Origin of the sequence: Hyphomicrobium sp. 1Nfss2.1 (assembly GCF_965243865.1) — a bacterium.
In the GTDB taxonomy this organism is placed as follows: domain Bacteria; phylum Pseudomonadota; class Alphaproteobacteria; order Rhizobiales; family Hyphomicrobiaceae; genus Hyphomicrobium_A.
Genome location: NZ_OZ251603.1, coordinates 1,213,507 through 1,238,939 on the forward strand (window position 1 = coordinate 1,213,507; position 25,433 = coordinate 1,238,939).

26 protein-coding genes and 1 tRNA gene are annotated in these 25,433 nt (G+C 62.7%); 11 read left to right on the top strand and 16 right to left on the bottom strand.

The annotated features are described in order from the left end of the window. Positions 1 to 30 precede the first annotated feature (30 nt). Positions 31 to 951 (top strand): polyphosphate kinase 2, encoded by a 921-nt coding sequence (gene ppk2, locus ACP15D_RS06065; protein WP_424956650.1) that lies wholly within the window; start codon positions 31 to 33, stop codon positions 949 to 951. 174 nt (positions 952 to 1,125) lie between these two features. Further along, the gene (locus ACP15D_RS06070; RefSeq protein ID WP_424956651.1) at positions 1,126 to 1,881 is read left to right on the top strand and encodes a class I SAM-dependent methyltransferase; all 756 of its coding nucleotides are present in this window, start codon (positions 1,126 to 1,128) and stop codon (positions 1,879 to 1,881) included. Between the two features lie 247 nt (positions 1,882 to 2,128). Here the strand turns inward: ACP15D_RS06070 and ACP15D_RS06075 are convergent. Further along, positions 2,129 to 2,222, bottom strand: a tRNA-Ser gene (locus ACP15D_RS06075). Between the two features lie 156 nt (positions 2,223 to 2,378). On the opposite strand from ACP15D_RS06075, the gene ACP15D_RS06080 reads away from it, so the two are divergent. Further along, complete coding sequence (locus ACP15D_RS06080; RefSeq protein ID WP_424956652.1) at positions 2,379 to 2,972, top strand: hypothetical protein; 594 nt, start codon at positions 2,379 to 2,381, stop codon at positions 2,970 to 2,972. A gap of 78 nt (positions 2,973 to 3,050) precedes the next feature. Here ACP15D_RS06080 and ACP15D_RS06085 read toward each other — a convergent pair whose 3' ends face one another. Together ACP15D_RS06085 and ACP15D_RS06090 are read right to left on the bottom strand one after the other, a co-directional pair. Then, positions 3,051 to 3,320, bottom strand: a complete 270-nt coding sequence (locus ACP15D_RS06085) for an SEL1-like repeat protein (protein ID WP_072371969.1) — start codon at positions 3,318 to 3,320, stop codon at positions 3,051 to 3,053. Positions 3,321 to 3,551: 231 nt separating this feature from the next. After that, positions 3,552 to 4,526, bottom strand: coding sequence for a quinone oxidoreductase family protein (locus tag ACP15D_RS06090; RefSeq protein WP_424956653.1), 975 nt, complete (start codon positions 4,524 to 4,526; stop codon positions 3,552 to 3,554). A 96-nt stretch (positions 4,527 to 4,622) separates the two neighbouring features. On the opposite strand from ACP15D_RS06090, the gene ACP15D_RS06095 reads away from it, so the two are divergent. Both ACP15D_RS06095 and ACP15D_RS06100 read left to right on the top strand, forming a co-directional pair. Beyond that, a complete protein-coding gene (locus ACP15D_RS06095; protein ID WP_424956654.1) occupies positions 4,623 to 5,063 on the top strand; it encodes a hypothetical protein in 441 nt (146 codons plus the stop codon). Between the two features lie 58 nt (positions 5,064 to 5,121). After that, the gene (locus tag ACP15D_RS06100; protein WP_424956655.1) at positions 5,122 to 6,138 is read left to right on the top strand and encodes a DedA family protein; all 1,017 of its coding nucleotides are present in this window, start codon (positions 5,122 to 5,124) and stop codon (positions 6,136 to 6,138) included. A gap of 7 nt (positions 6,139 to 6,145) precedes the next feature. Here ACP15D_RS06100 and ACP15D_RS06105 read toward each other — a convergent pair whose 3' ends face one another. Together ACP15D_RS06105 and ACP15D_RS06110 are read right to left on the bottom strand one after the other, a co-directional pair. Then, positions 6,146 to 6,805 (bottom strand): class I SAM-dependent methyltransferase, encoded by a 660-nt coding sequence (locus ACP15D_RS06105; RefSeq protein WP_424956656.1) that lies wholly within the window; start codon positions 6,803 to 6,805, stop codon positions 6,146 to 6,148. 11 nt (positions 6,806 to 6,816) lie between these two features. Continuing rightward, a complete protein-coding gene (locus ACP15D_RS06110; protein ID WP_424956657.1) occupies positions 6,817 to 8,079 on the bottom strand; it encodes a DUF3419 family protein in 1,263 nt (420 codons plus the stop codon). Between the two features lie 210 nt (positions 8,080 to 8,289). Here ACP15D_RS06110 and ACP15D_RS06115 point away from each other — a divergent pair, with 210 nt between their 5' ends. Further along, positions 8,290 to 8,457, top strand: coding sequence for a hypothetical protein (locus tag ACP15D_RS06115; RefSeq protein WP_424956658.1), 168 nt, complete (start codon positions 8,290 to 8,292; stop codon positions 8,455 to 8,457). Between the two features lie 143 nt (positions 8,458 to 8,600). Then, complete coding sequence (locus ACP15D_RS06120) at positions 8,601 to 9,401, top strand: class I SAM-dependent methyltransferase (RefSeq protein ID WP_424956659.1); 801 nt, start codon at positions 8,601 to 8,603, stop codon at positions 9,399 to 9,401. Positions 9,402 to 9,408: 7 nt separating this feature from the next. Here ACP15D_RS06120 and ACP15D_RS06125 read toward each other — a convergent pair whose 3' ends face one another. Together ACP15D_RS06125 and ACP15D_RS06130 are read right to left on the bottom strand one after the other, a co-directional pair. Further along, the gene (locus ACP15D_RS06125) at positions 9,409 to 10,143 is read right to left on the bottom strand and encodes a class I SAM-dependent methyltransferase (RefSeq protein ID WP_424956660.1); all 735 of its coding nucleotides are present in this window, start codon (positions 10,141 to 10,143) and stop codon (positions 9,409 to 9,411) included. Between the two features lie 76 nt (positions 10,144 to 10,219). After that, a complete protein-coding gene (locus ACP15D_RS06130) occupies positions 10,220 to 11,353 on the bottom strand; it encodes a calcium:proton antiporter (RefSeq protein WP_424956661.1) in 1,134 nt (377 codons plus the stop codon). 175 nt (positions 11,354 to 11,528) lie between these two features. Here ACP15D_RS06130 and ACP15D_RS06135 point away from each other — a divergent pair, with 175 nt between their 5' ends. Continuing rightward, a complete protein-coding gene (locus ACP15D_RS06135; protein WP_424956662.1) occupies positions 11,529 to 11,756 on the top strand; it encodes a hypothetical protein in 228 nt (75 codons plus the stop codon). 23 nt (positions 11,757 to 11,779) lie between these two features. On the opposite strand, the gene ACP15D_RS06140 is transcribed toward ACP15D_RS06135, so the two are convergent. The 5 genes from ACP15D_RS06140 to ACP15D_RS06160 all read right to left on the bottom strand — a co-directional run bounded on the left by ACP15D_RS06140 (position 11,780) and on the right by ACP15D_RS06160 (position 18,802). Continuing rightward, positions 11,780 to 14,191: a putative bifunctional diguanylate cyclase/phosphodiesterase gene (locus ACP15D_RS06140; protein ID WP_424956663.1), complete on the bottom strand. Its 2,412-nt coding sequence runs from the start codon at positions 14,189 to 14,191 to the stop codon at positions 11,780 to 11,782. Between the two features lie 288 nt (positions 14,192 to 14,479). Then, on the bottom strand, positions 14,480 to 15,052 hold the full coding sequence (locus ACP15D_RS06145) for a YceI family protein (RefSeq protein ID WP_424956664.1): 573 nt from the start codon (positions 15,050 to 15,052) through the stop codon (positions 14,480 to 14,482). Between the two features lie 27 nt (positions 15,053 to 15,079). Further along, positions 15,080 to 15,631, bottom strand: a complete 552-nt coding sequence (locus tag ACP15D_RS06150; RefSeq protein WP_424956665.1) for a cytochrome b — start codon at positions 15,629 to 15,631, stop codon at positions 15,080 to 15,082. Positions 15,632 to 15,772: 141 nt separating this feature from the next. Then, entirely contained in the window at positions 15,773 to 17,947 is a 2,175-nt protein-coding gene (locus ACP15D_RS06155) for a CHASE2 domain-containing protein (RefSeq protein ID WP_424956666.1), read from the bottom strand. A gap of 84 nt (positions 17,948 to 18,031) precedes the next feature. Continuing rightward, the gene (locus ACP15D_RS06160; RefSeq protein ID WP_424956667.1) at positions 18,032 to 18,802 is read right to left on the bottom strand and encodes an alpha/beta fold hydrolase; all 771 of its coding nucleotides are present in this window, start codon (positions 18,800 to 18,802) and stop codon (positions 18,032 to 18,034) included. A 217-nt stretch (positions 18,803 to 19,019) separates the two neighbouring features. On the opposite strand from ACP15D_RS06160, the gene ilvA reads away from it, so the two are divergent. Continuing rightward, positions 19,020 to 20,558 carry a threonine ammonia-lyase, biosynthetic gene (ilvA, locus tag ACP15D_RS06165; RefSeq protein WP_424956668.1) on the top strand — a complete coding sequence of 513 codons (1,539 nt, stop codon included), beginning with the start codon at positions 19,020 to 19,022 and terminating at the stop codon, positions 20,556 to 20,558. Then, a complete protein-coding gene (locus ACP15D_RS06170; protein ID WP_424956669.1) occupies positions 20,555 to 20,917 on the top strand; it encodes a hypothetical protein in 363 nt (120 codons plus the stop codon). Before ilvA ends, ACP15D_RS06170 begins: the two co-directional genes overlap by 4 nt. A 51-nt stretch (positions 20,918 to 20,968) precedes the next feature. On the opposite strand, the gene ACP15D_RS06175 is transcribed toward ACP15D_RS06170, so the two are convergent. Genes ACP15D_RS06175 through ACP15D_RS06185 form a run of 3 tightly spaced genes read right to left on the bottom strand, consistent with a single transcriptional unit; the run spans position 20,969 to position 22,535 of the window. Next, positions 20,969 to 21,502 carry an SRPBCC family protein gene (locus ACP15D_RS06175; RefSeq protein WP_424956670.1) on the bottom strand — a complete coding sequence of 178 codons (534 nt, stop codon included), beginning with the start codon at positions 21,500 to 21,502 and terminating at the stop codon, positions 20,969 to 20,971. Continuing rightward, a complete protein-coding gene (locus ACP15D_RS06180; protein WP_424956671.1) occupies positions 21,499 to 21,867 on the bottom strand; it encodes an ArsR/SmtB family transcription factor in 369 nt (122 codons plus the stop codon). The genes ACP15D_RS06175 and ACP15D_RS06180 overlap by 4 nt, the downstream gene beginning before the upstream one ends. 59 nt (positions 21,868 to 21,926) lie before the next feature. Next, entirely contained in the window at positions 21,927 to 22,535 is a 609-nt protein-coding gene (locus ACP15D_RS06185) for a DUF938 domain-containing protein (protein ID WP_424956672.1), read from the bottom strand. Between the two features lie 236 nt (positions 22,536 to 22,771). On the opposite strand from ACP15D_RS06185, the gene ACP15D_RS06190 reads away from it, so the two are divergent. Beyond that, positions 22,772 to 23,932: a patatin-like phospholipase family protein gene (locus tag ACP15D_RS06190; protein WP_424956673.1), complete on the top strand. Its 1,161-nt coding sequence runs from the start codon at positions 22,772 to 22,774 to the stop codon at positions 23,930 to 23,932. Between the two features lie 19 nt (positions 23,933 to 23,951). On the opposite strand, the gene gatB is transcribed toward ACP15D_RS06190, so the two are convergent. After that, on the bottom strand, positions 23,952 to 25,427 hold the full coding sequence (gene gatB, locus ACP15D_RS06195; RefSeq protein ID WP_424956674.1) for an Asp-tRNA(Asn)/Glu-tRNA(Gln) amidotransferase subunit GatB: 1,476 nt from the start codon (positions 25,425 to 25,427) through the stop codon (positions 23,952 to 23,954). Positions 25,428 to 25,433: the final 6 nt, after the last annotated feature.

Sequence of the window (25,433 nt, forward strand, 5' to 3'; positions counted from 1 at the left end):
CCAACCGCCCTGAGTGCAGGAGACACCGTCGTGACCAAAGACACGCGCAACAAGGACTTCGACACGCGTGCACGCGCCGACCTTCAAGACAGCTTCGATGAGGAGCTCGAGATGGAACTCGACGACCAGCGTCTCAGCACGCTGCTCGACGACATGGCCGAGCACCCCGAACCGGAAGGCATGGACCGCCAGCTCTATTTCAAGGAGCTGTTCCGCCTCCAGGGCGAGTTGGTCAAGCTGCAGGACTGGGTCGTCGACCAGAAGCTCAAGGTCGTCGTGATCTTCGAAGGCCGCGACGCAGCCGGCAAAGGCGGCGTCATCAAGCGTATCAGCCAGCGCCTCAACCCGCGCGTCTGCCGCGTAGCAGCTCTCCCCGCGCCGAGCGAGCGCGAGCGCACGCAATGGTATTTCCAGCGCTACGTGAGCCACCTGCCCGCCGCCGGCGAGATCGTGCTTTTCGACCGCTCTTGGTACAATCGTGCCGGCGTCGAGCGCGTCATGGGTTTCTGCACTGCGGAGGAGTGCGATGAGTTCCTGCGCACCGTACCCGAGTTCGAGCGCATGCTGGTCCGCTCCGGCACTATTCTCATTAAGTATTGGTTCTCCATCACCGACGAGGAGCAGCACTTCCGCTTTTCCATGCGCATCCACGATCCGCTGAAACAGTGGAAGCTGTCCCCCATGGACCTGCAGTCGCGCGTCCGCTGGGAGGCCTATACGCGCGCCAAGGAGATCATGCTCGAGCGCACCCACATCCCTGAGGCGCCCTGGTGGGTTATCGAGGCGGTCGACAAGAAGCGCGCCCGCCTCAACTGCATCCACCATCTGCTGAGCCAGATCCCGTACGCGGAGGTGAAGCGGCCGCCGATCGTGCTGCCTGAGCGGACCTATCACCCCGACTATGAGCGTCACCCCATCCCGCGCGAGATGTACGTGCCGGCGGTCTACTGACCGCTGGCGACCCGCCAACGCCCGCGTTAACGCTAGCACCGCGTACACACGTTACGCGTGCATACGCCGTTTTGCTGTCTGCACCCGCCATCACCGCCGCCATAGCATCGGCCAGAAGCGATAGGACTGCAGGCAACCGCAATGTCGAGCAATGTGCAAAACCACGATGCGCCCATGGACGACCAGGTCGCGTTCTGGAACCAATGGAACACCGCAACGCGCGAGCAAAACATCGAGCGCGTGTCACTCGATCAGCGCGATTCGGTGTGCGCCTGGCTCGATGACCTCGGTCGAAACGATCTCGAAATCTTGGAGGTCGGCTGCGGCGCCGGTTGGTTATGTCAGAGCCTCACCGCTTTTGGCTCCGTAACCGGAACGGATCTTTCGCACGAATGCCTCGAGCGCGCATCGGAGCGATTGCCAAGCGTGCGCTTCGTCGCCGGCGACTTCATGGCTCTTAAGTTCGACGAGGCCCGATACGACGTGATCGTCTGCCTCGAGGTGCTTTCTCACGTCGCAGACCAACGAGCCTTCATCGCCAAAATGGCATCCCTATTGAGACCGGGCGGCTATCTCATGCTCGCCACCCAGAACCGTCCGCAACTCGAACGCAACGCCATCGCTGAGCCAAAGCCGGGTCAGATCCGCCATTGGGTCGATCGCTACCAGCTCTCCGACCTTCTGAGCCCCGACTTTCGGATTCACGCGATGTTTTCACTGACGCCCAAATGCAATCGCGGCGTCCTGCGCGCGCTCAACGCCCGCAAAGTGCACACCGCTCTGAACAAGTTGGGACTGGGCGCCGTCAGTCGCGCCATAACGCGCGGCCAGGAGCGGCTCTGGTTTGGCTGGACGCTGATGTGTCTTGCTCAGACACCCGCCTCTGAACTCCTCCAGACCCTGGCAGAAGTGGCAAAACTGGCGCCCTAGCAAGCACTCTTGCCCCAGCTGCGCACGAGCTAGAACCGCGCCTACCTCCAGCCCGAAGGGCTCGGGAGCAAGGCGACCCGGCGCTGAGCGCCGCCGTCATGGCGAAGCCGTGCCCTGCATGGACGCGGCGCGGCCATCGGCGCGTGAGTCGATTGATCCACTTCAGCCCGTCAGGGCTCAGGCCGCAAGCGGCCCGGCGCTAAGCGCCGCCCATGCGGAGCGCCCCTCGGGCGCGTGAGCTAAAGAATGGCGGAGCCGGAGGGATTCGAACCCTCGATACGCCTTTACAAGCGTATAACGGTTTAGCAAACCGCCGCCTTCAGCCTCTCGGCCACAGCTCCAGAGCAGCCCCTAATAGAGGCGGGTTCGCTCGATTGCAAGCCGGGTAAACAGTGCTTCCGCAGTCTTCCGGCTCTTGACGCCCATCGCCACCCGCCGCATCGTCCTGGCGGGATCAATAATAAGGCCGGAAGCGGCCAGACCTTAGGGTGTCACCTATGCTGAGGCGGCTCATCCCCCTCGCGGCGACCTTGTTGACTTTGGCATCGACCCAAGGTGCCTTAGCTCAGGAATACTGCGTCACCTGCAGTGGGCCCGACGCCACTTATCGCTGCGTGATCGGTGGCGAGGCATCCCCCGCCGCTCGCTCCTCGCGCGGCCAGTTCCTTTGCATCACCGAGCTTGCCAAAGCTGGCGGCCACGCAAGTTGCAGCGCCGCCCGCGGCCAAGCAACGCCCTGCCCCGGCGAGACGCGCACTGTCATGTTCACGTTGGGCGATCCGGGCGCTTCACCCCTGGAGACGGGCACGCCGCAACCGATGCCGGCTACTCCCCCATCGTCGCCAGCCATGGCGCCGGGCACGACACAGCACTTGGCTCCAGTTGCAGTTCCACCCGAACCGCAACCCGCGCAAGGCCCGCCGCAACAGACCGCCGATGCACCCGAGGGCGCTCAGCCCCAGCACAAGCCAAATGCCGTCGAGAACCTCGCCAACCAGACCGGCAAGGCTGTCTCCGACACCGGCAAGGCCGTCGGCCATGCGGTCAAGAAGTCTTGGGATTGCATGACCTCGTTCTTCGGCGACTGTTGATCGCGAGACCATGATCGCTTCGGACCATATCAGTCCGAAGCGTCAATCATCGGTCTCATCGCAAAGCCGGACGAAGCCTCAGTGGCGTGTCAGCCACTCACGCGCGAGGCGCTGTGCGCGTGAGATCTGAACCCTCGACATCTCTCGCGAGATATCCGACCGGTAGTGCTTGGCATCGTCGTTGCCGCGCATCGCCGCGAGATTGAACCACTTGTGCGCCTCTACGAGGTCGACATCCACATCCCGGCCTACGCAATACCTAAGGCCGAGTTGGAAAAGAGCATCCGGCGTTGAGCCGTAGTCGGTGCTCTCCTCAATTCCGTGTGCAGCTATCTGTAGCCGTGCCATTACCTGTCCCGCCCGTACTCACATACACTGCGGCTATGCCGCTCGAGCTATGCTTACGAGAATGTCAGGTGAGCAATGAAACTTGGTAAACTGCCAAGTATCCGATGCGTGAACGCGCGCGCCCGTATCGCCCCAATTCGGCGCATACGCTTCGCTTCTGCGCACGCCGCAAGCGTTCGTTCACCGTCATGGTTACCGGCGGCTAACCATAACCGCAGACAAGTCGAGCATTTACGGAATGAGAACGATCGAACCCGTCGTTAGCCGCGCTTCGAGATCGCGGTGTGCCTGCGCCGCGTCACTCAAAGAGTACGTCCGGCTCGGCTCCACCTTGACCGCACCTTTCTCGATCATTGAGAAAAGATCGGCCGCGTTGGCGGCAAGATCCTCACGCCGCGCCGTGTAGGTCATCAACGTCGGGCGCGTTGCAAACAGCGAACCCTTCGCCGACAGCAATGCCATATCGAACGGCGGCACCGGCCCCGATGCGTTGCCGAAGCTCACCCACAAGCCCTTCGGCTTCAAACAGTCGAGCGATGAAGGGAACGTATCCTTGCCAACGCCATCATAGACGACATCGCACATCGCCCCGCCGGTGATCTCACGCACGCGCGCGACAAAATCCTCCGTGCGGTAGTTGATGACATGCGTGCATCCAGCGGCCTTGGCCAGCGCCGCCTTCTCATCGCTGCCCACCGTACCGATCATCGTCGCGCCGATCGCCTTCGCCCACTGGCAGGCAATCAGCCCCACACCGCCCGCCGCGGCATGGAACAGCACTACAGTCTCCGGGGTGCACGGATACGTCTCCCGCAGCAGATATCGGACCGTCATGCCCTGCAGCATGATCGATGCGGCCGTGGCATCGCTGATGCTGTCGGGAAGCTTTACCAAGCGATCGGCCGCGATAAGCCTCTCCTCGGCATAAGCGCCCAGCGCCGTCCCATAGGCGACGCGGTCGCCGACCTTGAAGTCGCTGACACCGGGCCCCAGCGCTTCGACCCTCCCGGCACCTTCCATCCCGATCACGGCCGGCAGGGCCGCCAGCTTGTAAAGCCCGCTGCGGTGATAGGTATCTATGTAATTGAGCCCGATGGCCGTTTGGCGGATACGCACCTCGCCCGGCCCCGGTTCGCCAACCTCGACGGCCTCCCAGGTCAGCACCTCGGGACCGCCAGTCCCGTGAATACGGATCGCGTGCGTCATGTCTGGGCCCTCCTCGCCTGGCCGCCCGTGATTCGCCTTGACGCGGCCATGGAGGCCTTCTACGGGCTTAAGCGGCGTGCCGACAAGGGAGCAAGAATGATTCGCCAGCGTCGCCGGAACCTGCCGGTCCTGCTCATGCTGTTCGTCCCTATCGCACCTGTCGGTTGTACCGGTCCCAACGTCACCACCGGCGCCAGCTCGGGCCTCACGTGCGTCGACGATTCCAGCGACTGCGTCGCCAAGCGCCAGCGCACGCTGCGCTATCTCGTCGACGACAACGACCGTTCATGGATCAGAGCCCATGCCCCAGCCGAGGCCTATGCCTCGGGGGTCCGCCTCTTCGCCCTCAAGAGCAAGAAGAAAGAGCTTTCCTGCGATGAGCTGGCGCACGGCAAGAACGAAGCCGACCGCGCCCCCGGCGTTTTGCGGGCGGCCAACAACCTCACCCCTGCACAAGTATCGCGCGGCATAATGCTCGCCAGTGAAGTTTCGCGCGAGCTGAGCACTGAGATGAAGCGCCGTTGCAAGCGTGGCTAACCGATGTCCGCCACCTGCCTAGTATCCAACCCTCGGCAACGCCCCTGAGAGCATTCTAATGACCGACAGCTTCGTCGACACGGTCCTCTCTCTGGTGAAGCAGAGCGAGGGTTGGGCCATCCCCATCGCCTTCATCGTGGCCCTGGGCGAATCCCTCTGCTTCCTGTCCATCGTCTGGCCCGGCTGGGCAATCCTCACCGGTCTCGCTTTCCTCCTTGCGGCAGGCGGCGTCGGCTGGCCGATCTTGATCCCGACCATCATCGCTGCCGGCCTTGGCGGCGTCATCGGCTACGCGATCTCCTATTGGGTGGGGTACCACTTCAAGGATCGCATCGAAGGCATATGGCCGTTCACGACGCATCCGGGTTTGATCCCCCGAGGCGAGGAGTTCTTCAACGAGCACGGCCTATGGAGCGTCTTCCTCGGCCACTTCGTCGGCCCGGTACGCGCAGTCATCCCCGTCGTCGCCGGCATGTTCGCCATGCCGCAAATCCCCTTCCAGATTGCCAACTTCGCCAGCGCTTTCATCTGGGCGGTTTGGGTGATCCTCTGGCCGGTCCTGTTCGTCAACAATCAGGACGCGATCTTCGCGTTCATGCGCGAGAACGAGGCAATCGTCGCGCTCATCATGTTCGCACTCGCCTTTGCCAACGGCGTCGCGCTGCCGATGCTGTTCGTGCCGACACTCCTGCTCTTCGCCTTCGTCGGCGGCGTCCACCTCTATGCCGGTGGCGGCTTCTGGCCCATCTTCATAGCCGGGGCCGTAGGCGCATTCTGTGCAGACCTGTTCTTCTACCGCGAAGGCGCCAAGGCAAACGGTCGCTTCGCCGATGTCTGGTTCGTAAACGACCACGGCAAGGGCATCCCTCCGGCGCGTGAGACCCTTCGCTCATCAGGACTGGTCGCCGTGGTAACCAGCAAAGTCGCTGGAATGCGCCGCGCGCTGATCCCGATTGCAGCAGGTGCTGAGGGACTGCCCCTCGCAACGTTCGCCGCGGCGAGCGTGATAGGCGCTATTCTCTGGTCGGGTGTGCTGCTTCTTCCGGGCCTGATCGTGCGCGCGCTGACGGCCTGAGACCGGCTCAGCTCGTCCGCGTCACCACCGCATAGACCGCATAACCGCGATAGAGCGGTATCCGCTTCACCTTGTAGCCTGGCATTCCCGCGATCTTGTCGAGCTCAGTCGCAAGATCATCGCGCGGCGTCACCGAAAACTGCGCCAGCCACCGGCGCAGAGCCCGCTTGAACCAGCGCGGCAGCCGCCCCTGATTGCCAAAGTCGACGATAAAAAGCTGCCCGCCTGGAGCCAGCGCAGCGAGCGCCTGCTGCAACGCGCCCCGCCATGGCGGGATCATCGACAGCGCGTAGGAGATGAAGACGCGGTCGAACGTCGCCACGCCGAACATCTTCGTCGCGTCAAAGGCCGTAGCATCGCCGTGCGCGATTTGAATCCGACCGCCAAGCCCAGCGCGTTCAATCGAGCCCCGCGCCGTATCCAGCATCGCGCTGGAGATATCGAACCCGTAAAACCGGGCCTGGCGATAGCGCCGCGCCGCGGTAATGAGATTGCGCCCCGTCCCGCACGCGACCTCCAGAACGCTGCCACCATCGGGTGGCGCCAATTCGCCAACCAACCGGTCGCGCCCCAACAGGTAATACTTGCGCGTCAGGTCGTAGATGTACCGCTGATAGCGGTAGATCGCGTCCATATGCTCGGCGGCAGAGGCATCAGTGTGCGCCACGAGCGCCTCCGTCAGCCGGCAAACGTATAGAGATGGAAGCCACCGTAGATCGACGAGCGATCCTTGGCCGTCATCTCACGGCACCGGTCGCGATCATAGGTGAAGCGCGACAAGATCCGGTCCGGCACACGCCCCGGCAGGATCGTCTCCTCGCCCGCGGTGCGGAAGATGACGCGCGAACCCGGTTTCGCCGTCCGTGCGATCTCGCTCCACAGCGCCCCGAGCTGCGAATCCGTCATCCAATCCTGCGCATCGAGCAGCACGTAGGCATCGACCGAGCCGGCCGGCTGGGCCGCCAGATGCTCGGTGAACGAGGCATGCATGACCTGGATGTCTTCGACGCGCTTGCGCAGCTTGGCGAAGCTGTCGGGCTGCAGGTAAGGCGGCAGCGGCGCGCGCATGTTGGTCGCGTACCGCCGGCCGAATGCCTGCCAGGCGAAATAGTTGTCTTTCAGGTCGAAGTCGCAGGCGAGCCGTTCGAGGCGCTGGCGCAGCACGTCCGCCATGCTGGCTTCCTTGCCCTTCAACGCTTCGAACTGTGAGGGTGGAATACCCAAGCCGAACAGCGCCGACGGCTTGTCGAGCAGCCAGCGGATGTGACGCTTCTTGAAAAGCGGCGCCAGCTCGCGCTCGAAAATCTGCCGCTGCTCGCCGCGATCGCGCGCAACCAGAAGCCGGCGCGGGTTCTTGCCATGCAGCCGCGCCAGGATGTGGCCGGCCGCGATGAAGTTGCCGAGCAGGCCATGGCGATAGAAGTTCGAACGGAAGTAGCCGATGCGGCGGCGACCGATGCGGTCGCGCGAATCCCAGTAACGCCGCGTCACCGCATCGAGGTGCGGCCGCAGAAATACCGAATAGGCTTCGAGGTTCTCTGCACGGTTCGCCTCGGCGAAGAATGTGCGGAACGTCTCATAGTCCGGCAGATGCGCGATCGCCGCCACCTTCAGCTTGTTGAGGGCAACGTGCGCCGGGTTGAGGTCGACCGCGGTAACGCGTACAGGCGCGGATGCCAAATAGCTCAGCACATTGCAGCCGCCCGAAGCGATCGCGACGAGGCTCTCGCCTTCCTTGAGGCTCAACGCCTCGAGATCCACAACCGGGTCTTCCCAGATCTGCGGATAGACCAGCCCGCTGAACGCCAGCGTAAACAGCCGCTCCTGTATCCCCTGGCGCGAGGTTGCCTTGTGCCGGTGCACCGCTTGGCGCAGACGCTGGTTGCGCTCGCGCCGCAGAGGGGCATCCTCGGCGGCAATGACGTCCTGGGTTGAGGCCATGCTTCCCTGTCTGTCGTTATTATCGCCGCATCCGGCGTTATCGTCCGTCCGACAGGACCGGCTAAGGGAGTCTTGTTACGGATTTATGTCACCAGGGCTCGCGGGCACTTGCGCCGCAGGCCAAGATGACCTAGAGGAGCCGCTCGCGCTCCGCCGGCCGTCTGGCTGCGGCGCCCATCCCCTTTTGATGAACGCCCGATCAGGTGACCCATGAGCAGCACTCGCAGCCTTCGCAACGTCGAAACCCGCAAGAAGAAGGCCCGTCGCGCCATTCCGCGTACAACGAAGACGCGTAACCAGGGCAACACCGCCACTGGCCGCAAGCGTCTGAAGAAGGCCGCTGGCCTGCGCCGCGGCGCCAAGGCTGCTACGGCCTAAGCTATCGACTGACAGTCGGCTACTCTTTGCCCGCCCGGTGACGCCTGGCGGGCGTAGTCGTTTGGGGATTCGGTCGAAGCGATTTGCGCGTGCACCCGGCACTACCTAACTAACAAGCCAGAATTCAGACCGCCGGGAACCACATGGCACAGATTGCACCCATCATTCCCGACCGCTTCACATCGGCAATCCCGCACTATGTCAGCGGCCGCCCACGCTACTCGGATCGTCTCATTGCCAAGCTGGCCCAGGAGACGAAGCTCACCCCCCAGTCGCGCGTGCTCGACCTCGGCTGCGGTCCCGGATCGCTGACGCTTCCCCTCTCCAGATACGCCGGCACCACCTTCGGCATCGACATCGATCCAGCAATGATCGCGACAGCCAGCGCCGCGACAGCAGATGCCGGCGCCGTCATCGACTGGCGCGTCGGCACATCGTTCGATCTGGATGCCTCTCTGGCTCCCCTCGATCTCGTCACCATCGCGCGCGCCTTCCATTGGATGGATCGCGAGGCGACGTTGCAGCGTCTTGACGAACTCGTTGCACCAGCCGGCAGCATCGCACTCGTCAACACCGAGCTGCATCCCGCACCCGAGCTCAAATGGCACGACGCCTTCGAGGAGCTACGCACCGCGCACGGCCGCTTCGATGATTTTTATCGCTGGCGCAAGGGCAACGACTGGGAGGCGCATACGAGCGTGCTTTTGCGCAGTCCGTTCAACGTCGTCGAGACCATCTCTGTATTCGAAAAGCGATTGACGCCACTCGACGAGGTCGTGGCACGCGCACTGTCATTCTCCGCCAACTCGCCAGCAGCACTCGGCGAGGACGGCCGCAGAGCGTACCAGAACGCCGTGCACGACCGTATGCTCTCGCTCTCCCCCGAAGGCATCTTCCCGGAAATCGTCGAGACGGTCGCCATTATCGCCAAGCGGCCAGACTGACGTTGCTTCAGGGCCGATAGAGAAACAGCCGGAACAGATCAGTCGGCGAACGATAGAGCTCTTGAATCACCGCGAAGCCGGATTCGCTACCTAAGCGCCGCCAGTCCGATACCGTTTCCGGCAAATCGCACGCGCGCACGTGTTTCATCGCCTCGCCGAACTCGGCCTGCGAAAGCTCGGTCCAGTCGGCTCTGCCAATCTCCTCGAACCTTTCGAGGTACGCATCCCGGTCCTCGCCATCGCGCCGGGTCGGCTCGTAGATCAGCAATGCACCGCCAGGCGCAAGGCTTGCGCGCACATCGCCCATGAATGTGCGCTTATCGTCCGTGGCGAGGTGGTGCAGCGACAGCGAGATCCAGACGATATCCTCGCCACCCTTATCTTTGCTCGGAGCCTTCGTGAAATCGGCTTCAACCAGCGTCACTGGGCAGCCCAAAGCGGCGAGGCTCTCCGCCGCCAAGGCGAGTGCAGGGGCCGAGAGATCCACTCCGCGGTATTCGGCGACGTCCGTCTTGTGCAGCGCGCCGACGATCCCGCTGGCATCGCCGCAAGCCAGATCGAGAATTCGGAACGGACGAGCAACTTCAACGTCCAGGAATTGGCGTAGCACAGAACACGCCTCCCGGTTCGACAGGTAGTCGTGCTTCAGGAACTTGCGATAGAGATCCCACTGGCTCTGAAAGATTTCCAGCGCCTCGGCGTCGACAACGGTCTGAGCTGTTTCTTGAGCGGCCTGCGCCATTGCGATCTCCCGGCAAACACCGCCGAACCCTATGACCGGAGCGTAAATAATGCCTTCCGCACCCGGCTAGCTACGGCTACGGATTGAATATCAGCACCGCATAGCAAAAGAATAGCAACAGATGCACTGCCCCTTGCAGGACATTGGTTCGCGCCCCGGAGAACGTCAGCATGCTCACGGTCAGTGTGAGCACCAGCAGAATGATATTCTCATCGTTGAGCCCCAACGTGATGTTCTGCTGCGTCGCAAGACCGATCATCAAAACCACCGGGACCGTCAGCGCCAGCGTCGACAGCGCTGAGCCGAGGCACAGGTTGATTGAGCGCTGCAGCCTGTTGGCCATGGCCGCACGAAACGCGGTGATGCTCTCCGGTGCTAAGATGAGCGCCGCAATCAACGTACCGCCGACCGGCGCCGGCACGTCGAGTGTATGGATCCCCTGCTCCACTATAACCGCCAGATATTCCGCCAGGCCAACCACCGGCAAAAGCGTCAGCAGCAATAGCAGCGCATGCTTCCCGATTGACTGGCGTTCGCCGTCGAGCCTAGCTGGCGTCTCGCACGCATCGTCGTACTTGATCTCGAAGAACCCGCGATGCCGCATGGTCTGCAACGCTAGAAAGATCGCATAAAGCACGAGCGAAGCCAGCGAGAACAACGTCGCCTGGGCAGCATTGAGACCACCTCCCACCGCCGAGGATTCCGTCGTGCGCGGCAAGATCAGGGCGATAGTCGACAGCGGGATCAGTACCGCCAGATAGGCCCGCGCACCCTCGAGATTGTATTCCTGTTGCACGTGGCGCAGGCCACCCGCCAGCAAGCACAGTCCTACCATGCCGTTCATCATGATCATGATGACGGAGAACATCGTGTCACGCGCCAGCGTCGGATCAGTCACGCCCTCGAGCATCACTGCCACGATCAGCGACACCTCGATGACGATCACCGACACGGTGAGGATCAGCGTTCCGAGCGGCTCGCCCAGCAACTCCGCCAGCGCATCTGCGTGGCGCACGACACCAAAGATGCAAACCGCAATCGCTGCTAGCAACCAGACGAACAACACGCCGCGCTCGACAAGCTGGTTTGGGTCCGACAGCCATGCGCGGCCGTAAACGAGAAACAGCACCAGCGTGATGCCGCCGACGACTACTGGTGCCTCGCTACGAAAGCGCGCATCCCAGCGCACTTGGCTCGTCCCGTCATGCATCAGGCCACCCTCCTTCTGGGAGACTTCCCCTGCACTAAGGCTCTTCAGAGCCCGTCTTGGAACTGCTCCTTATGCCGCACAGCTTGGCATTTGCTTTAACGACGATCCTTCCCCGCGAGCCTTCATTAAAGCGGCCAATGTCTACTCAGTGGGCTATTGTTCCGCGAGGACCGGCATGAACCGATCAGCCCTGATTGCGCTGCTTTTGATCCCTCTTGCCACCATTCAGGCCCATGGCGCCCGCATCGTGCAACTCGCTCTGCCGACCCAGCAGCCTGAAGAACCACCCCGGCAATCGGTCGGAGACCCCGACCCAGCACCGATCATCAGTCTCGACTTGTTTGATTTCGGCAGCAGCGCTGAAGAGGCTTGGCCGTGGGTTGATACGCCCGAAGAGAACTAGCTCAGAGAACTTGCTCTCAGGGCCTACGCGCGCCTGTGCACACCAGACGAGCGCACAAGAATGCCGGCAACGTCGCCCGCGACCGCTGGCCGCCCGATGAAGTAGCCCTGCGCTTCAGAACATCCCTCAGCGCACACGCGTTTCAACTGCTCGACAGTCTCGATCCCTTCGGCAAGGGTCGCAATCCCCAGACTCTTCGACAGCGCCACGACCGAGCGCAACACAGCGAGCGCACTCCCCGACTCGCTCTCCAGATCGCGAATGAAGTGCTTGTCGATCTTGATCTTGTCGAAGCGGATGGTCGTCAAATAGCCAAGGGACGAAAAGCCGGTCCCGAAATCGTCGAGAGCAACACCCACCCCGATCGCCTGCAATTCCTCCAGGGCAGAGACCACACCACTAACATCGTGCATCAGCACCGATTCAGTGATTTCGAGTTCCAGTCGATTTGGCGACAGCCCCGAGACTCCCAGGGCTGCAATCACCGACTGGCGCACATTGCCCGAACGGAACTGCGCAATCGACAGATTTACCGCGACACGAATACCCTTCGGCCACGTTGCGGCGTCCGCGCACGCACGCCGCAGCACCCAGTCGCCAAGCGGAACGATGAAGCCAGTTTCCTCAGCCAGCGTAACGAACTCACCCGGCGCAATGACGCCGTGCTCAGGATGATTCCAACGCAGCAGCGCCTCGAACGACACAATCTCGTTAGATTCAAGGTCGAGTTGCGGCTGATAATAGAGTTCAAACTGATCATCGCGCAGACCGATGCGCATGTCATGCTCCAGCTTGTGCCGGGCACGCATGCGTGCGTCCATATCCCGCTCGAAGAAGCGCGTATTGCCTGGCCCCTCGCGTTTGGCTCTCGCCAATGCAAGGTCGGCGTTCGTCAGAAGCTCGTCCGGCTCGTCCCCATCAACCGGCGCAATGGCCACGCCGACAGTGATCGATATCGAGATTGGATGACCATCGATGTCGAATGAAGTGCCGAGAACTTCATGCAGACGCTTTGCCAACGCGTCGGCCTCGCCAATCGGGTCGTCCGAAATCTGCAGCGCAATGAACTCGTCACCACCTATGCGGGCGATCATGTCGACGCCGTTCAGCCTGCGACGCAAGCGTTGCGCAACGTTCTGCAACAGCGTGTCGCCCGCGGACGGGCCGAACGTGTCGTTGATTTCCTTGAAGCGGTCTATCTCGAACAGGACGACGCCCACACTGCCCCGTGCGCTCACGCCTTCACCCGCCAACAATTCCTCGAGCCGCTCGCGCAGCTGCTTCCGATTGGGCAGATCCGTCAGCGCATCGTGCCGCGCCATGTATGACAGTCGCGCCTCGATCCTGCGCAGATACGTGACGTCATCGTGCGTCGCTACCCAGCCACCGCCTTCGAGCGGCGCGTGGGTGATGGCTATGATGCGCCCATCACTAAGCTCGTGCACCTTCGTATGCCGTACCGTCTCGCGCACGGATGCGAAGCGCTCTTCCAGATAGGCTTCGCCGTCCCTTCCATTGTAAAGCCCATTGGCAATCCGGCTTTCGACGATCCTACGAAACGGCGTCCCACGCCGCGCCAGATCACTCGACAGGCCGTACATCTCAACGTAACGCTTATTGCAGACCAGCAGCCTCTGGTCCTGATCGAACATGCACAGGCCCTGGGACATCTTCGAAAGCGCGGCGTCGAACAGTCTGTTCTGCTCGCTCAGCTCCGCGTCTCGCCGGTCGAGTGCAGCCAGAGCCATCTCGGCCTCAGACCTCGCACGCGCCGAAGCCTCGAGGTGCCTCTGCGCCGCTTCCAGTGCCTCACCATAGTCCGTGAGATGCGCGGCCCTGCCGAGTACACGGCGCGCACCATATGCGCCGACGGCCAGAACGATGACGAGCCCGATCAGCGTGACCAGACGTTCGGCCTCGGCAGCCGGAGAGATACGAAACGACGTCAGGTATTGCTGGTAATCATTCGTCACGTTGTCCCAGCCGTCGGAAATGACCGCACCGCAGACGATCAGGCTCCAACCGATGATGGCCGAAACACCGGCAACGACGACTGGCCGCGGATGAAACCGCAACGCGCGCACGCCGACCAGCAACAACAAGAGCACGAACCCCGGAGCCTTCAGCACGCCCGACGCGGGATGGCCGAAAGAGAACTGGTAGCTCCAGATCAGCAGCAGAACGATGCCCACATCGACAACGCTCAGCAAATCGAGCCTGTGCTCCGGCAGCGGCCGCTTATCTGCGAGCCACCAGCGCACCGCCGCGCTGCAAATGAGGCCGACAAGCGCCCACATAACCCACTTGTCGAGGCCACCCAGATTACCGCGTAACCCAGTTGCATGCAGCACCAGCACGAATGCAGCAATCCCGGCCTGTGCCAGCGCGATAGCTTTCTCGCCGCGGGCATCCTGCTCGCGCAGCTTCCGAATCAACCGAAGCGACGGCGGTATATGCAGGCGAGGGGCCGGTTCGGACCCACGCTCCCCACTCCATGCTGTCGTCGTCGGCACGGCTGACAAACTCATACTCCGTACGGGAAAAAGAAACAGCCGCGCGACCGCGATGCTTGCGAGTTCCGCGCAGCAACCACGAACGCGCGGCTGGCAAAGCTGCCACAGACCGCGTTACCTGTCCTTTTCCACGTGAAGAGCTCCGCGCGCTTTGGCGTCCCAGAACGATTGTTCAGTTAACGCCAAGTGTCTCGGGAGAGCAGCCGTGTCCTATTGCCGAACACCCTCGATTTCGAGAGCCATCTCGACCGCTTGAGATGCAGGACCAAGATTAAAATTGATGTCGAAGTCCTTGAGCGGCAGCGTTGTGGTGCCTGTGAAACCTTGGCGCTGACCGCCCCAAGGATCGGAGCCGCCCCCGACACGCTTTGCATCGATCGTGATCTCCTTGGTCACGCCATGCAGCGTCAGGTTGCCCGTGATCGTCGCCTTGTCACCGTCGAGCTTTACGCTCGTGCTCTCGAAGGTTGCCGTCGGAAATTTCGACGTGTCGAGGAAGTCCTTGCCGCGCAGATGCTTGTCGCGCTCGGCATGGTTGCTGTTGACGCTGTCGGTGTCCACCTCAACCTTGACCTTCGACGCCTCTGGGTTCGCCTCGTCGAACGAGAACGTCCCCTTGAACTTGTCAAAGCGACCCGTCAGCCAGCTGAAGCCGAGATGCTTGATGCGGAAGTTGATCGAGGCATGCGCCTTATCCGTGTCGATCACGTAGTCGGCAGCGCTCGCCGGTGCAACTGAGAACAGCGCTGCGATCAACGCGAGTGATGCGGCGGATAACTTCATGAGAACGGCTCCTGTTGGTGGATTGAATTAGTTCTTCTCAGGCCCCGACCACATCCGCGTGAGAATGCGAGTGCAGTCGAAGAAGTGATGCTTCAGGGCAGCGACCGCGTGCAGCAGCACGACGATCATGGTGATGTTGGCAAGCGTCTCGTGAATTTCGCCGGCCGTCTTCTCCATGCCCTTGTCTTCGATGATTGCCGGCACGCTGAACCAATCGAACACTTCGATCGGGCGTCCGTCCGCGGTCGACATCAGATAGCCACTCACCATCAGCGCGAACAGCAACGGATAGAAACCCCAGTGCACGATCTTCGCACCCCAGCGCTCGATCGGCGACAGCTCATCGTCCGCCGGATGCGCGTTCGCCAGCCGCCAACCAAGCCTGACCGTGAGCAGAATGAGAAGCAGAATGCCGACGCTGCGATGGAGGTTTGGAGCGCTCTGGTAGTAGGGGCTGTAATAGTTCAACTCGACCATCCAGAGGCCGAGCACATACATGCCGATGATGGCCACCGCCATTATCCAATGAACGGCGCGCGTCGGCAGACCATAGCCGGCGGCCGTATCGCGGATCTGCATGCTGAGCCCCTTCCCCTTGCACGCGCTCATGTAGTCAGCGATGGCGCGCCGTCAACGGGCTGGTAGCGTTAAACTTTGCCATCGTTGATCGCTAACGCGCGTAGCGGCCTAAATCCGTCGCCTCCGGGCTTTGCGAGAGGGCTACGTCGCAGACTTCGGCTGATCCGCCGCAGCCAGCCTCGCAAAAGCCGCGTAAAGCCGCGCAAAGCTGCCATGTGCCGCGCAGGCCGCGTGAGCCGCACGCACTCGATCCGCATCGCCTTCATTCATAGATGCCAGCAATAGCTGATGCGCTTCGAGCAATTGCCTGAATGCCGGCGTGCGCGCCCATGCCTCATCCCCGACCAGTGCAAATATCCGCTCAGCGCGCTGCTTACCGCGCACCGCTACCGATCCGAGTTCCAGCAGCGCCATATCTGGTGCAGCGCGCGCAGTGCTTTCTCCCACGACAATCGGCACGCCGTACGTCTTCGTCTCGCCTTCCAGACGGGAAGCGACGTTCACCACGTCGCCGAGAATCGAATAATCGAAACGCTGCGGCGAGCCGACATTCCCGACGCAGCACGCCCCGGTATTGAGGCCGATGCCAAGCTCGACCTTGTGTACAGCCTCCCCCCGCGCCGCCGCCTCGGCTGCCCAAAGGGAATTCAACTTGTCGAGCTCCTCCTGCATGCGCAATGCCGCGCGACACGCATTGGCAGCATGAACCGGATCGGCGAGCGGCGCATTCCAGAACGCCATCACGGCGTCACCCATGAACTTGTCTATCGTCCCTCGCTCTTCGAGAATGATCTCGGAGAGTGGCGTGAACATGCGATTGAGAAACGCGATCAGCGCCTCCGCCGACAGGCCCTCCGCAATGTTGGTGAAGCCGCGCACGTCGGCGAACAGCACCGTCACCTCGCGGGTCTCCCCGCCCAGCTTCAGCTTGTCGTGATTGCGTGCCAGCTCCTCCACTAGCGGCGCTGCCACGTAGTGACCGAACGCAGCGCGCACGCGCCAACGCTCCCGCTCCGTGGCGACATAGCCTGCAAGCGAAACGGCAAGGTAGACGAGTAAAATCGCCAACGACGGATAGACGGGATCGAGGAGATAGCCGGTATTCTTGAATGCAAGCCAAGAACCCGCGAACACCAGCAAGATAGCAGCTCCGCCAACGACCGCCGCGCCGGTTGCCCCGAGCCGCCCGATGAGCCACGCCAGTGCCGCCCCAACGCCGACGAGATAGACGAGTTCCAGCCCCAGCGCGAACGGCGGCCGCACCAGATGCTCGCCCGAAAGCATCTGCTCCAGCGCCTGCGCGTGCACCTCGACGCCTGGAACCGCCGTATCGAGCGGGGTCGCCCTCAAGTCGAGCAGCCCGACTGCGCTCGTGCCGATGAGAATGTCGCGCCCTTTGATATTGGCGGGCTCATAGGTGCCATCGAGGATCGTGTGCGCGGATATGTACCGACGCGGATCGGGGCGCGAAAACCGCAACCACAATTCGCCGTCCGCCTCCGTCGGCAGAACTATCTTCCCGACCCGCACATGCTCGATGCCCGTGCGCTGCCCGAACGCACCGACGCTGCTGCCGCCAGATGAGCGCACGAAGACCGTGCTTTCGCCCATCCCGATCCGCAGCGCTTCGAGCGGCAACGACGGATAGAGTTGCCCGCCGATCGCAACCAACAACGGCACGCGGCGCACAACCTGATCGCGTTCCGGGAGCCAGTTGACAGCTCCGATCCCCTTCGCGGCGGCGTTCAGCATCGGCAGACTTTGCACAGCCCCCGTATAGCGCGGCACGAACTGCAAAGGATCATCGCCCGCAACGGCAAACCGCGCGCCCACCGCCGGCCCCGGCGCGCTGCTCGAGCTTTCACCCGCCACGCCCAGCACAGACGCAGCAGCACCTAGCGCCGCAGCAAAGCGCGCATCGCTCGACGGAAGCTCTCCCGCCTTCTCCACCAGCGGACGCAGCTCAGGCTGATCCGCAAACAGCTTCGCAAATTCCGCCGGCGACAGCCGGTCCGGCTCGGCAAAGATCAAGTCGAGCGTGACAGTTCGCGCACCCGCCGCCGTCAACCGCTCGACAATCTCAGCCAGCTTTCCGCGCGGCCACGGCCACTGTCCCACACGGGCAAGGGAAGCATCGTCGATGTCGACAATCCGCACCGGAAGCGCTGCATCGAGCTGGCGCGGCGCAAGCTGCAGATATGTGTCGAACACCGCGAGCCGCAGTCGCGCCACTGGATCGGGATCCGCAATGCGCAGCGCCACTGCCACCAACAGCAGCAATCCAGCAAGCAGAGCGTGGGTAGGCAGCGCGCGCAACGTCGATACCCTGGAACCGCGGCGCTGATCGCCCCGCTCAACGATCATAACCTCGCTGGCGCCCGCTCAGCCACTCCGGCAAACTCAGTTGGTGACCACCTTGGCGAGCCAGTCGGCGCAGTGCCCGGCCAAGGCCGACGCCCCTTCCTCCATGATCAGGAAGTGACCGCGTCCTGCCGCCTCCTCGAAGGTTGCATTAGCATAGAGGGCCGCCACCTTGCGGCACGTGACCGCCGAAATAACCTTGTCCTCAGAGCCTGCCACCACCAGCACCGGGCAGGTGACGTTGGCTTCGTCCACGGCGATCGTTCTCTGCTTGTCGAACATCCAGAAGAACAGCTCGAACAGTGCCAGGCCGGACTCGGCGCTGAACATGTCGAAGATCCGGCGCTGCCCATCGGCGTCGAGACTTGCGAGCGAATCCCCTTTCGCCACGTCGAATGATGGATTGAGCGCCTTGTCCCAGAACGGCGAGGCCTGCATCAGCCCCTTGGCCAGGTTCATTTCATCTTCAGTCGACGGCAGCACACCCCACGGCGGCGCCGGGGCGAACAGCACCAGCGCCTTGGCGAGGCCTTGCGCCGCCAGTTGCTGTGCGATGAGCCCACCCATCGAATGCCCAACGATGACCGGCGGCTCCGGCAGGCGTTTGACGAATTCGGCCATGTCGCGCGTGTAATCGGCAACGCTCTGCTTGGCGAGTTGTGGCGCCGGTTTGCGCTTCGGTCCCGGCACATGATACGGCAAGTCAGGCGCCTCGCAGCTCCAGCCCCGCTCTGCAAACACAGGCATGATGTCCGCGAAACACCAGCCCCCGCAGAAGGCGCCATGGATGAGAACGATGTGCTTGGCCATTTGCTGCTCCCCCGTTTCGAAGTGGCACCATGCCAGCAGACGGTTACGATTTCACGCCCCTATGCACGGGGCTTTAACCTTCGGCTATGGCAAGGTCGTTTTGCCTCGCCCGCCGCTGGCAGTTGACGCAGAGCTTGCAGCCTGAGAAGTCATCGCCTCAGCACACAATTCCCGGGCCGGCCGATTGCGCGCCTCGCCCATTCCCCGCAGGTTTACCGTGCAAGATTACATCAGAAAGATCCTCGGAGCGCGCGTTTACGACGTGGCACTGGATACCCCATTGGACGCAATGCCGCGCCTGTCGAAGCGCCTGCAGAGCACGGTGCTCCTGAAGCGCGAAGACCTGCAGCCGGTGTTTTCGTTCAAGCTGCGCGGCGCCTATAACAAGATGGCTGGCCTCTCGCGCGCGGCGCTCGATCGCGGCGTCATCTGCGCCTCGGCAGGTAACCACGCCCAGGGCGTCGCCCTTTCTGCCAAGCTGCTGCACACGACGGCGACCATCGTCATGCCGCGCGCCACGCCCGACATCAAAATCGAGGCCGTGCGCAGTCGCGGCGGCAATGTCGTGCTGTTCGGCGACAACTTCGATGAGGCTTCCGCGCACGCGCGCAAGCTCGAAGCAGAAAACAACCTCGTCTTTATCCACCCCTATGACGACCCCGAGGTCATCGCCGGCCAGGGCACCATCGGCATGGAAATCCTGCGCCGTCATCCCGACCCCATCGAAGCCATCTTCGTGCCCGTCGGCGGCGGCGGCCTTGCCTCCGGCATCGCGGTCTACACGAAATTCCTTCGCCCCGAGGTGAAGGTCATCGGCGTTGAATCTGAGGATGCCGCCAGCATGCAGGCGGCGCTTCGCGCCGGCAAGCGCGTCACGCTAGATCACGTCGGCTTCTTCGCCGACGGCACCGCCGTCAAGCAGGTGGGCGAAGAGACCTTCCGCCTCTGCCGCGAGCATCTCGACGGCGTCATAACCGTAACGACCGACGAAGTCTGCTCCGCCATCAAAGACATATTTGAAGATACGCGCGCCATCCCCGAGCCTGCCGGCGCGCTCTCCCTCGCCGGCCTGAAGAAATACGTCGAGGAGGGCAACGGCTCCGGCGCCAGCCTCGTCGCCATCAATAGCGGCGCCAACATGGACTTCGACCGCCTGCGCCACATCTCCGAGCGCGCCGAGATCGGTGAGCATCGCGAGGCACTGCTCGCCGTTTCGATCCCCGAGCAGCCCGGCAGCTACCGCCGCTTCATCGAGCTGCTGGGCAAGCGCTTCATCACTGAGTTCAACTACCGCTATGCAGGTCCGGGTGAAGCGCACATCTTCGTCGGCGTCCGTCTCACCGGCGGCGAACGCGACAAGCTCGACATCATCGCCATGCTGCAGAAGCACGGTTACGCCGTCGTCGATATGAGCAATAACGAGATGGCCAAGCTGCACGTCCGCTACATGGTCGGCGGGCGCACGTCCGGCCTCAAGGACGAAGTCGTCCTCCGCTTCCAGTTCCCCGAGCGCCCGGGTGCGCTGCTGCAATTCCTCGACAGCCTCTCCGACCGGTGGAACATCTCGCTGTTCCATTACCGCAACCATGGCGCCGATTACGGCCGAGTGCTCGCCGGCATCGAGGTGCCGCCACCCGAGCGCGAGGACCTGAAACGCAGCCTCGAAAAACTGTCCTATCCCTACTGGGACGAGACGGACAATCCCGCCTATCGCGCCTTCCTCTCGGGCGACAACGGAAAGCGATCCGCCGCATGAGCTACGACTTCATGATGTTTGAACCGCGCGGTGCCATCAACGCCATGGCGGACATCACTGCCAGCAATCTGTGCCTGCAGAACGCCGACATCATCAAGGATAAGCTGACACGGCTGTTTCCCAAGATCGAGTGGGAGAACAAGGGCGATCGCGGTTGGCTCGGCAGCCTCACCGAGGACGGCGACGCCTACGAATTTCGTCTCCCGGCGGGCGATGACGAATGCTGGACGATCAACACGGCCGAGGAAAACCACGACACCGCAATCATCGCCAAGATCTGCTCATCTCTCGAGCTGCTCGCCTTCGACGGCCAGGCGCTCGAGCTGATCGACGCCTCCGGCCGCCGCGCCGCCCAATGAGAGCGAAGTAGCGCAACATCCATCGCGCTACCCGCTGCTGCACCACCGCCGTCAGGCCGGCATCCGGCGTGCGTAGTCCTTCTGCAAGCGAACGAACTTGTCCCAGAACGGCTCTGGCTCCTCGCCGCTGATGCGCGCCACGAGCATATCGAGGTGATTGTGCCAGCCGGGGCCGACCTTCAGCAAAACAGAGCGGTCGGGAATACGGCGGTGGATCACGGTGAGCAGCACCCGCTCACCTCTCGGTGCAAGCTCGAACGTCACCTCGCCCCGCTCGTACCAGGTGAACGACAGTTTGCGCGGCGGATCGATCTCGGTGATGCGGCTCGTCATTCGGTATTCGTCGGAAAAGCCCTCGGGCCGCTTACCGGGTGGATCGGTAAGCTCGTCGTTGCGCCATACGAGCTCGAAAGGCGCGCCAACAATCAGCTCCATATCGCCCGCCGCCAGCCACCGACGCCGTAACTCACTATCGGTGAGATACTCCCATACGCGCTCGATAGGACCCGGCAGAATGCGCTGGATCGTCAACGTGGCGGGTTCGGTCAAAACTCCATAGTCGCCGGCGGTCACGACGTCGTTCATTTGTCATCTCCTTGATTGAGAGCCGAGGGCTTGCACGCATCCTCGCTGCGGAGGAGCTGGTCGAGCACATCGAGACGTTCGGTCCAGAAGCGCTCGTAGAAGCAGAGCCATTCGTGCGCGCTGGCGAGTGGCCCGGGAGCGAGGCGGCACAGGTGCGTGCGGCCACGTACTTCGCGATGAATGAGGCCCGCGCTCTCCAGCGCCTTGATGTGCTTGGAGGCGGCGGCCAATGAGATGGAGAAGGGCTCAGCGAGCTGGCTGACGCTTCGTTCGCCATTGGCGAGTTCGCGCAGCATGTGCCGCCGGGTTGCATCTCCGAGGGCGTGGAAGACGGCGTCGAGCCGCGATGTGTTTAATTCAACCATGAGGTTGAATATTGCCCATCGCGCGGCAATAGTCAACCTATTGGTTGAATATTATGTCCTCAAGCTGTCCGGCGGAACAGCACCGACAGATTGTTGGCCGGCATTTCCTCGACCTGCGGCACCCCGAAGCCAGCTTCAGCAGCAGCCTGTGCGACCTCCTCGAGATCGCGCACGCCCCATTCCGGATTGCGCCGCCTGAGATCGGCGTCGAACGCTTCGTTGCTGTCAGCCGTGTGAGCGCCATTCCGGCGATAGGGCCCGTAGAGGAACAGAAGCCCGCCCGGCGGCAGCACGCGGACGGCGCCACGCATCAGGCCGATCGTCGCCGCCCATGGCGAGATATGGATCATGTTGATACACAGCACCGCATCGGCGCGATCCACCGGCCAGACGTCCTGCGCCGCATCGAGCGGCAGGGACGGGCGGATATTGCTGAGCTGCACCCGCGCCGCCCACGCATCTATGCTGGCGCGCGCGTCGGCGTTCTGATCCGTCGGCTGGAAAACCAAGTTGGGACCGGCCAGCTGGGCAAAGTGCACTGCGTGCTCGCCCGAGCCGCTGGCAATCTCCAGAACCAGCCCACGCGCCGGTAAATTGGGCTTCAGCACATTCCAGATGGGAACTCGATTGCGCGCCACCGCAGGCGCATGAAGGCGAGGATCAATCATCTCTCGACATTAAGGAACACGGCAGTGCGTGCCAAGGCGCTGCTTTGATGCGGCCATCCAGGCCATCCATATGTTTCCGCATCGAGCCAAGGGAAACGTTGCGAAACAATTCGTCCCGAGTTTGGACCAGAACCGGCCCTGAGGCGCCAGATTCCCCTCACAGAAAGGCAAGGCCTCCGGAAGCGTCAGCTTTAGCGAGGCGGGGTGGATCAGAGTTTATCGGGGCGGCGCAGGCTGTGCGAAAGCACTTGTGGGCGAGCATTCTCTTTGCCGGGTTGCTATGCGCCGGCGGCTGCGCGGCGCCAGACCGGCTGCATGCAGTTCCTGCCTCGCTGACGGGCTCGCTCGATTTCGCGCACGTTCCCCGCAGCCGCTTCTCCCTCGACGATACCGCCGCCCTGACAGAGGAAATCCGCTGGGCGCTTTCAACGAGACCCAGCACTGAGCGCAACATCGACCTGCTGGCGCTCTCGGGCGGCCAGGAAGATGGCGCCTTCGGTGCAGGCCTGCTCACCGGCTGGAGCGAACACGGCAACCGGCCGAAATTCACCATCGTCACCGGCACCAGCACCGGCGCATTGACCGCACCCTTCGCCTTCCTCGGCACCGATTATGATGGAGCGCTCGAGGCGATGTATACCAAGACCAACATCAAGGACATCATCTCCAAGCGCTATCTGGTCGCCGCCATCACCGATGACGCGATGATGGATTCTTCTCCCCTCTACCGCACCATCTCGCGCTATCTCACCGAGGACGTGCTCAATCGCATCGCCTTCGAATACCGCACCGGGCGCCTGCTGCTGATCTCGACGACCAATCTCGACAGCGGCAAGCTGGTGATCTGGAACGTCGGCGCCATCGCCGCCAGCGACAATCCCCGGCGCCTCGATCTGACGCGCAAGATCATCCTGGCATCCGCAGCGGTGCCAGGATTGTTCCCGCCCGTCATGCTCGATGCCAAGCTCAAGGACGGCACGCATCAGGAGATGCACGTCGACGGAGGCACCGTCTCACAGGTATTCCTCTATCCGCCACAACTCGACATGCGGCAGATCATCGACGCCGTTCGTCCGCAATCGAAGACGACCGCCTATATCATCCGCAACGGCCTCGTCAGCCCACCGCCGGCGGAAGTGCCGCGCCAGACACTCGAGATCGCCCAGCGCGCCATAGAGACGATGATCTCCAGCACGGCTGTCGGCGATCTCTATCGCATCTATTCGACGACCAAGCGCGATGACATTGGGTTCAAGCTCGCGATCATGGGCGATGATTTCACCGAGCCGTATACGGAGCGGTTCGACCTGCGCTACATGCGCGAGCTTTATCGATACGGACACATGAAAGGCGCCATGGGCTACCCATGGCAGCGTTCACCGCCCGGCTTCAATTAGCAAAGCGCGTCTGGCCCGGTCAGATCCCGAGCTTCGCCTTGAGGATGTCGTTGACGGCCTGCGGATTGGCCTTGCCGCCCGACGCCTTCATCACCTGGCCGACAAACCAGCCCAGCATGCTCGGCTTCGCCTTCACCTGCTCCACCTTATCCGGGTTGGCAGCGATGATCTCGTCGACGGCCTTCTCGATGGCGCCGGTGTCGGTCACCTGCTTCATGCCGCGCGTGTCGACGATCTCGGCCGGATCACCGCCCTCGGTCCAGACGATCTCGAACAGGTCCTTGGCGATCTTGCCCGAGATGGTGCCCGACGCGATGAGATCGACAATGGCGCCGAGCTGCTGCGCCGACATTGGCGATGCCTCGATCGACTTGCCTTCCTTGTTGAGGCGCCCGAACAGCTCGTTGATCACCCAGTTGGCGGCAAGCTTACCATCGCGGCCCTGCGCAACCGCCTCGAAGTAGTCGGCGGATTCCCGCTCGGCCACGAGCACGTTTGCGTCGTAGTCGGAAAGCCCGAACTCCTGCATGAAGCGCTGCTTCTTCGCATCCGGCAGCTCCGGCAGGTCCTTCTCCAGCTCGCCGACGTATTCCATCGACAGCTCGAGCGGCAGCAGGTCCGGATCGGGGAAGTAGCGATAGTCGTGCGCCTCTTCCTTCGAGCGCATCGACCGCGTCTCGCCCTTGCCCGGATCGAACAGGCGTGTCTCCTGGTCGATAGCACCACCAGCCTCGATGATGTCGATCTGCCGGCGCGCTTCCACCTCGATCGCCTGACCGATGAAGCGGATCGAGTTGACGTTCTTGATCTCGCAGCGCGTGCCGAGCTTGTCGCCGGGCTTGCGCACCGACACGTTGACGTCGGCGCGCAGGTTGCCCTTTTCCATGTCCGCGTCGGACGTGCCCAGATACCGCAGGATGGTGCGCAGCTTCGACACGTACGCCTGCGCCTGCTTGGACGAGCGCATGTCGGGACGCGACACGATCTCCATCAGCGCCACGCCCGAGCGGTTGAGGTCGACGTAGGAATAGTCGGGATGCTGGTCGTGCACCGACTTGCCCGCATCCTGCTCCAGATGCAGGCGCTCGATGCCGATCGTCATCGTCTCGCCGTCGACGTCGATCTCGACTTCGCCCTCGCCGACGATCGGCTGCTGGTACTGGCTGATCTGGTAGCCCTGCGGCAGGTCCGGATAAAAATAGTTCTTCCGGTCGAACACGCTCCTGAGATTGATCTTGGCGTTGAGGCCGAGCCCCGTGCGCACCGCCTGCGCGATGCACTCGGAATTGATCACCGGCAGCATGCCCGGCATCGCCGCGTCGACGAGAGAAACATGGCTGTTCGGATCGGCGCCGAACGTCGTCGATGCGCCCGAGAACAGCTTCGACTGCGAGGCCACCTGCGCGTGAACCTCGAGCCCGACGATGATCTCCCAGCTGCCGGTGGCGCCTTCGATCAGGTTCTTGGACTTGCTGGCCTTGGCTGTCTCTTGCATGGCAAT

What these genes read in the sequence shown, in the direction of transcription:
- ACP15D_RS06175 (WP_424956670.1), bottom strand. Translation starts at nt 21,502, where the DNA reads ATGAACGACGTCGTGACCGCCGGCGACTATGGAGTTTTGACCGAACCC.
- ACP15D_RS06100 (WP_424956655.1), top strand. Translation starts at nt 5,122, where the DNA reads ATGACCGACAGCTTCGTCGACACGGTCCTCTCTCTGGTGAAGCAGAGC.
- ACP15D_RS06170 (WP_424956669.1), top strand. Translation starts at nt 20,555, where the DNA reads ATGAGCTACGACTTCATGATGTTTGAACCGCGCGGTGCCATCAACGCC.
- ACP15D_RS06080 (WP_424956652.1), top strand. Translation starts at nt 2,379, where the DNA reads ATGCTGAGGCGGCTCATCCCCCTCGCGGCGACCTTGTTGACTTTGGCA.
- ACP15D_RS06135 (WP_424956662.1), top strand. Translation starts at nt 11,529, where the DNA reads ATGAACCGATCAGCCCTGATTGCGCTGCTTTTGATCCCTCTTGCCACC.
- ACP15D_RS06115 (WP_424956658.1), top strand. Translation starts at nt 8,290, where the DNA reads ATGAGCAGCACTCGCAGCCTTCGCAACGTCGAAACCCGCAAGAAGAAG.
- ACP15D_RS06090 (WP_424956653.1), bottom strand. Translation starts at nt 4,526, where the DNA reads ATGACGCACGCGATCCGTATTCACGGGACTGGCGGTCCCGAGGTGCTG.
- ACP15D_RS06120 (WP_424956659.1), top strand. Translation starts at nt 8,601, where the DNA reads ATGGCACAGATTGCACCCATCATTCCCGACCGCTTCACATCGGCAATC.
- ACP15D_RS06130 (WP_424956661.1), bottom strand. Translation starts at nt 11,353, where the DNA reads ATGCATGACGGGACGAGCCAAGTGCGCTGGGATGCGCGCTTTCGTAGC.
- ACP15D_RS06125 (WP_424956660.1), bottom strand. Translation starts at nt 10,143, where the DNA reads ATGGCGCAGGCCGCTCAAGAAACAGCTCAGACCGTTGTCGACGCCGAG.
- ACP15D_RS06185 (WP_424956672.1), bottom strand. Translation starts at nt 22,535, where the DNA reads ATGATTGATCCTCGCCTTCATGCGCCTGCGGTGGCGCGCAATCGAGTT.
- ACP15D_RS06160 (WP_424956667.1), bottom strand. Translation starts at nt 18,802, where the DNA reads ATGGCCAAGCACATCGTTCTCATCCATGGCGCCTTCTGCGGGGGCTGG.
- ACP15D_RS06085 (WP_072371969.1), bottom strand. Translation starts at nt 3,320, where the DNA reads ATGGCACGGCTACAGATAGCTGCACACGGAATTGAGGAGAGCACCGAC.
- ACP15D_RS06150 (WP_424956665.1), bottom strand. Translation starts at nt 15,631, where the DNA reads ATGCAGATCCGCGATACGGCCGCCGGCTATGGTCTGCCGACGCGCGCC.
- ACP15D_RS06070 (WP_424956651.1), top strand. Translation starts at nt 1,126, where the DNA reads ATGGACGACCAGGTCGCGTTCTGGAACCAATGGAACACCGCAACGCGC.
- ACP15D_RS06110 (WP_424956657.1), bottom strand. Translation starts at nt 8,079, where the DNA reads ATGGCCTCAACCCAGGACGTCATTGCCGCCGAGGATGCCCCTCTGCGG.
- ACP15D_RS06145 (WP_424956664.1), bottom strand. Translation starts at nt 15,052, where the DNA reads ATGAAGTTATCCGCCGCATCACTCGCGTTGATCGCAGCGCTGTTCTCA.
- ACP15D_RS06180 (WP_424956671.1), bottom strand. Translation starts at nt 21,867, where the DNA reads ATGGTTGAATTAAACACATCGCGGCTCGACGCCGTCTTCCACGCCCTC.
- gatB (WP_424956674.1), bottom strand. Translation starts at nt 25,427, where the DNA reads ATGCAAGAGACAGCCAAGGCCAGCAAGTCCAAGAACCTGATCGAAGGC.
- ACP15D_RS06095 (WP_424956654.1), top strand. Translation starts at nt 4,623, where the DNA reads ATGATTCGCCAGCGTCGCCGGAACCTGCCGGTCCTGCTCATGCTGTTC.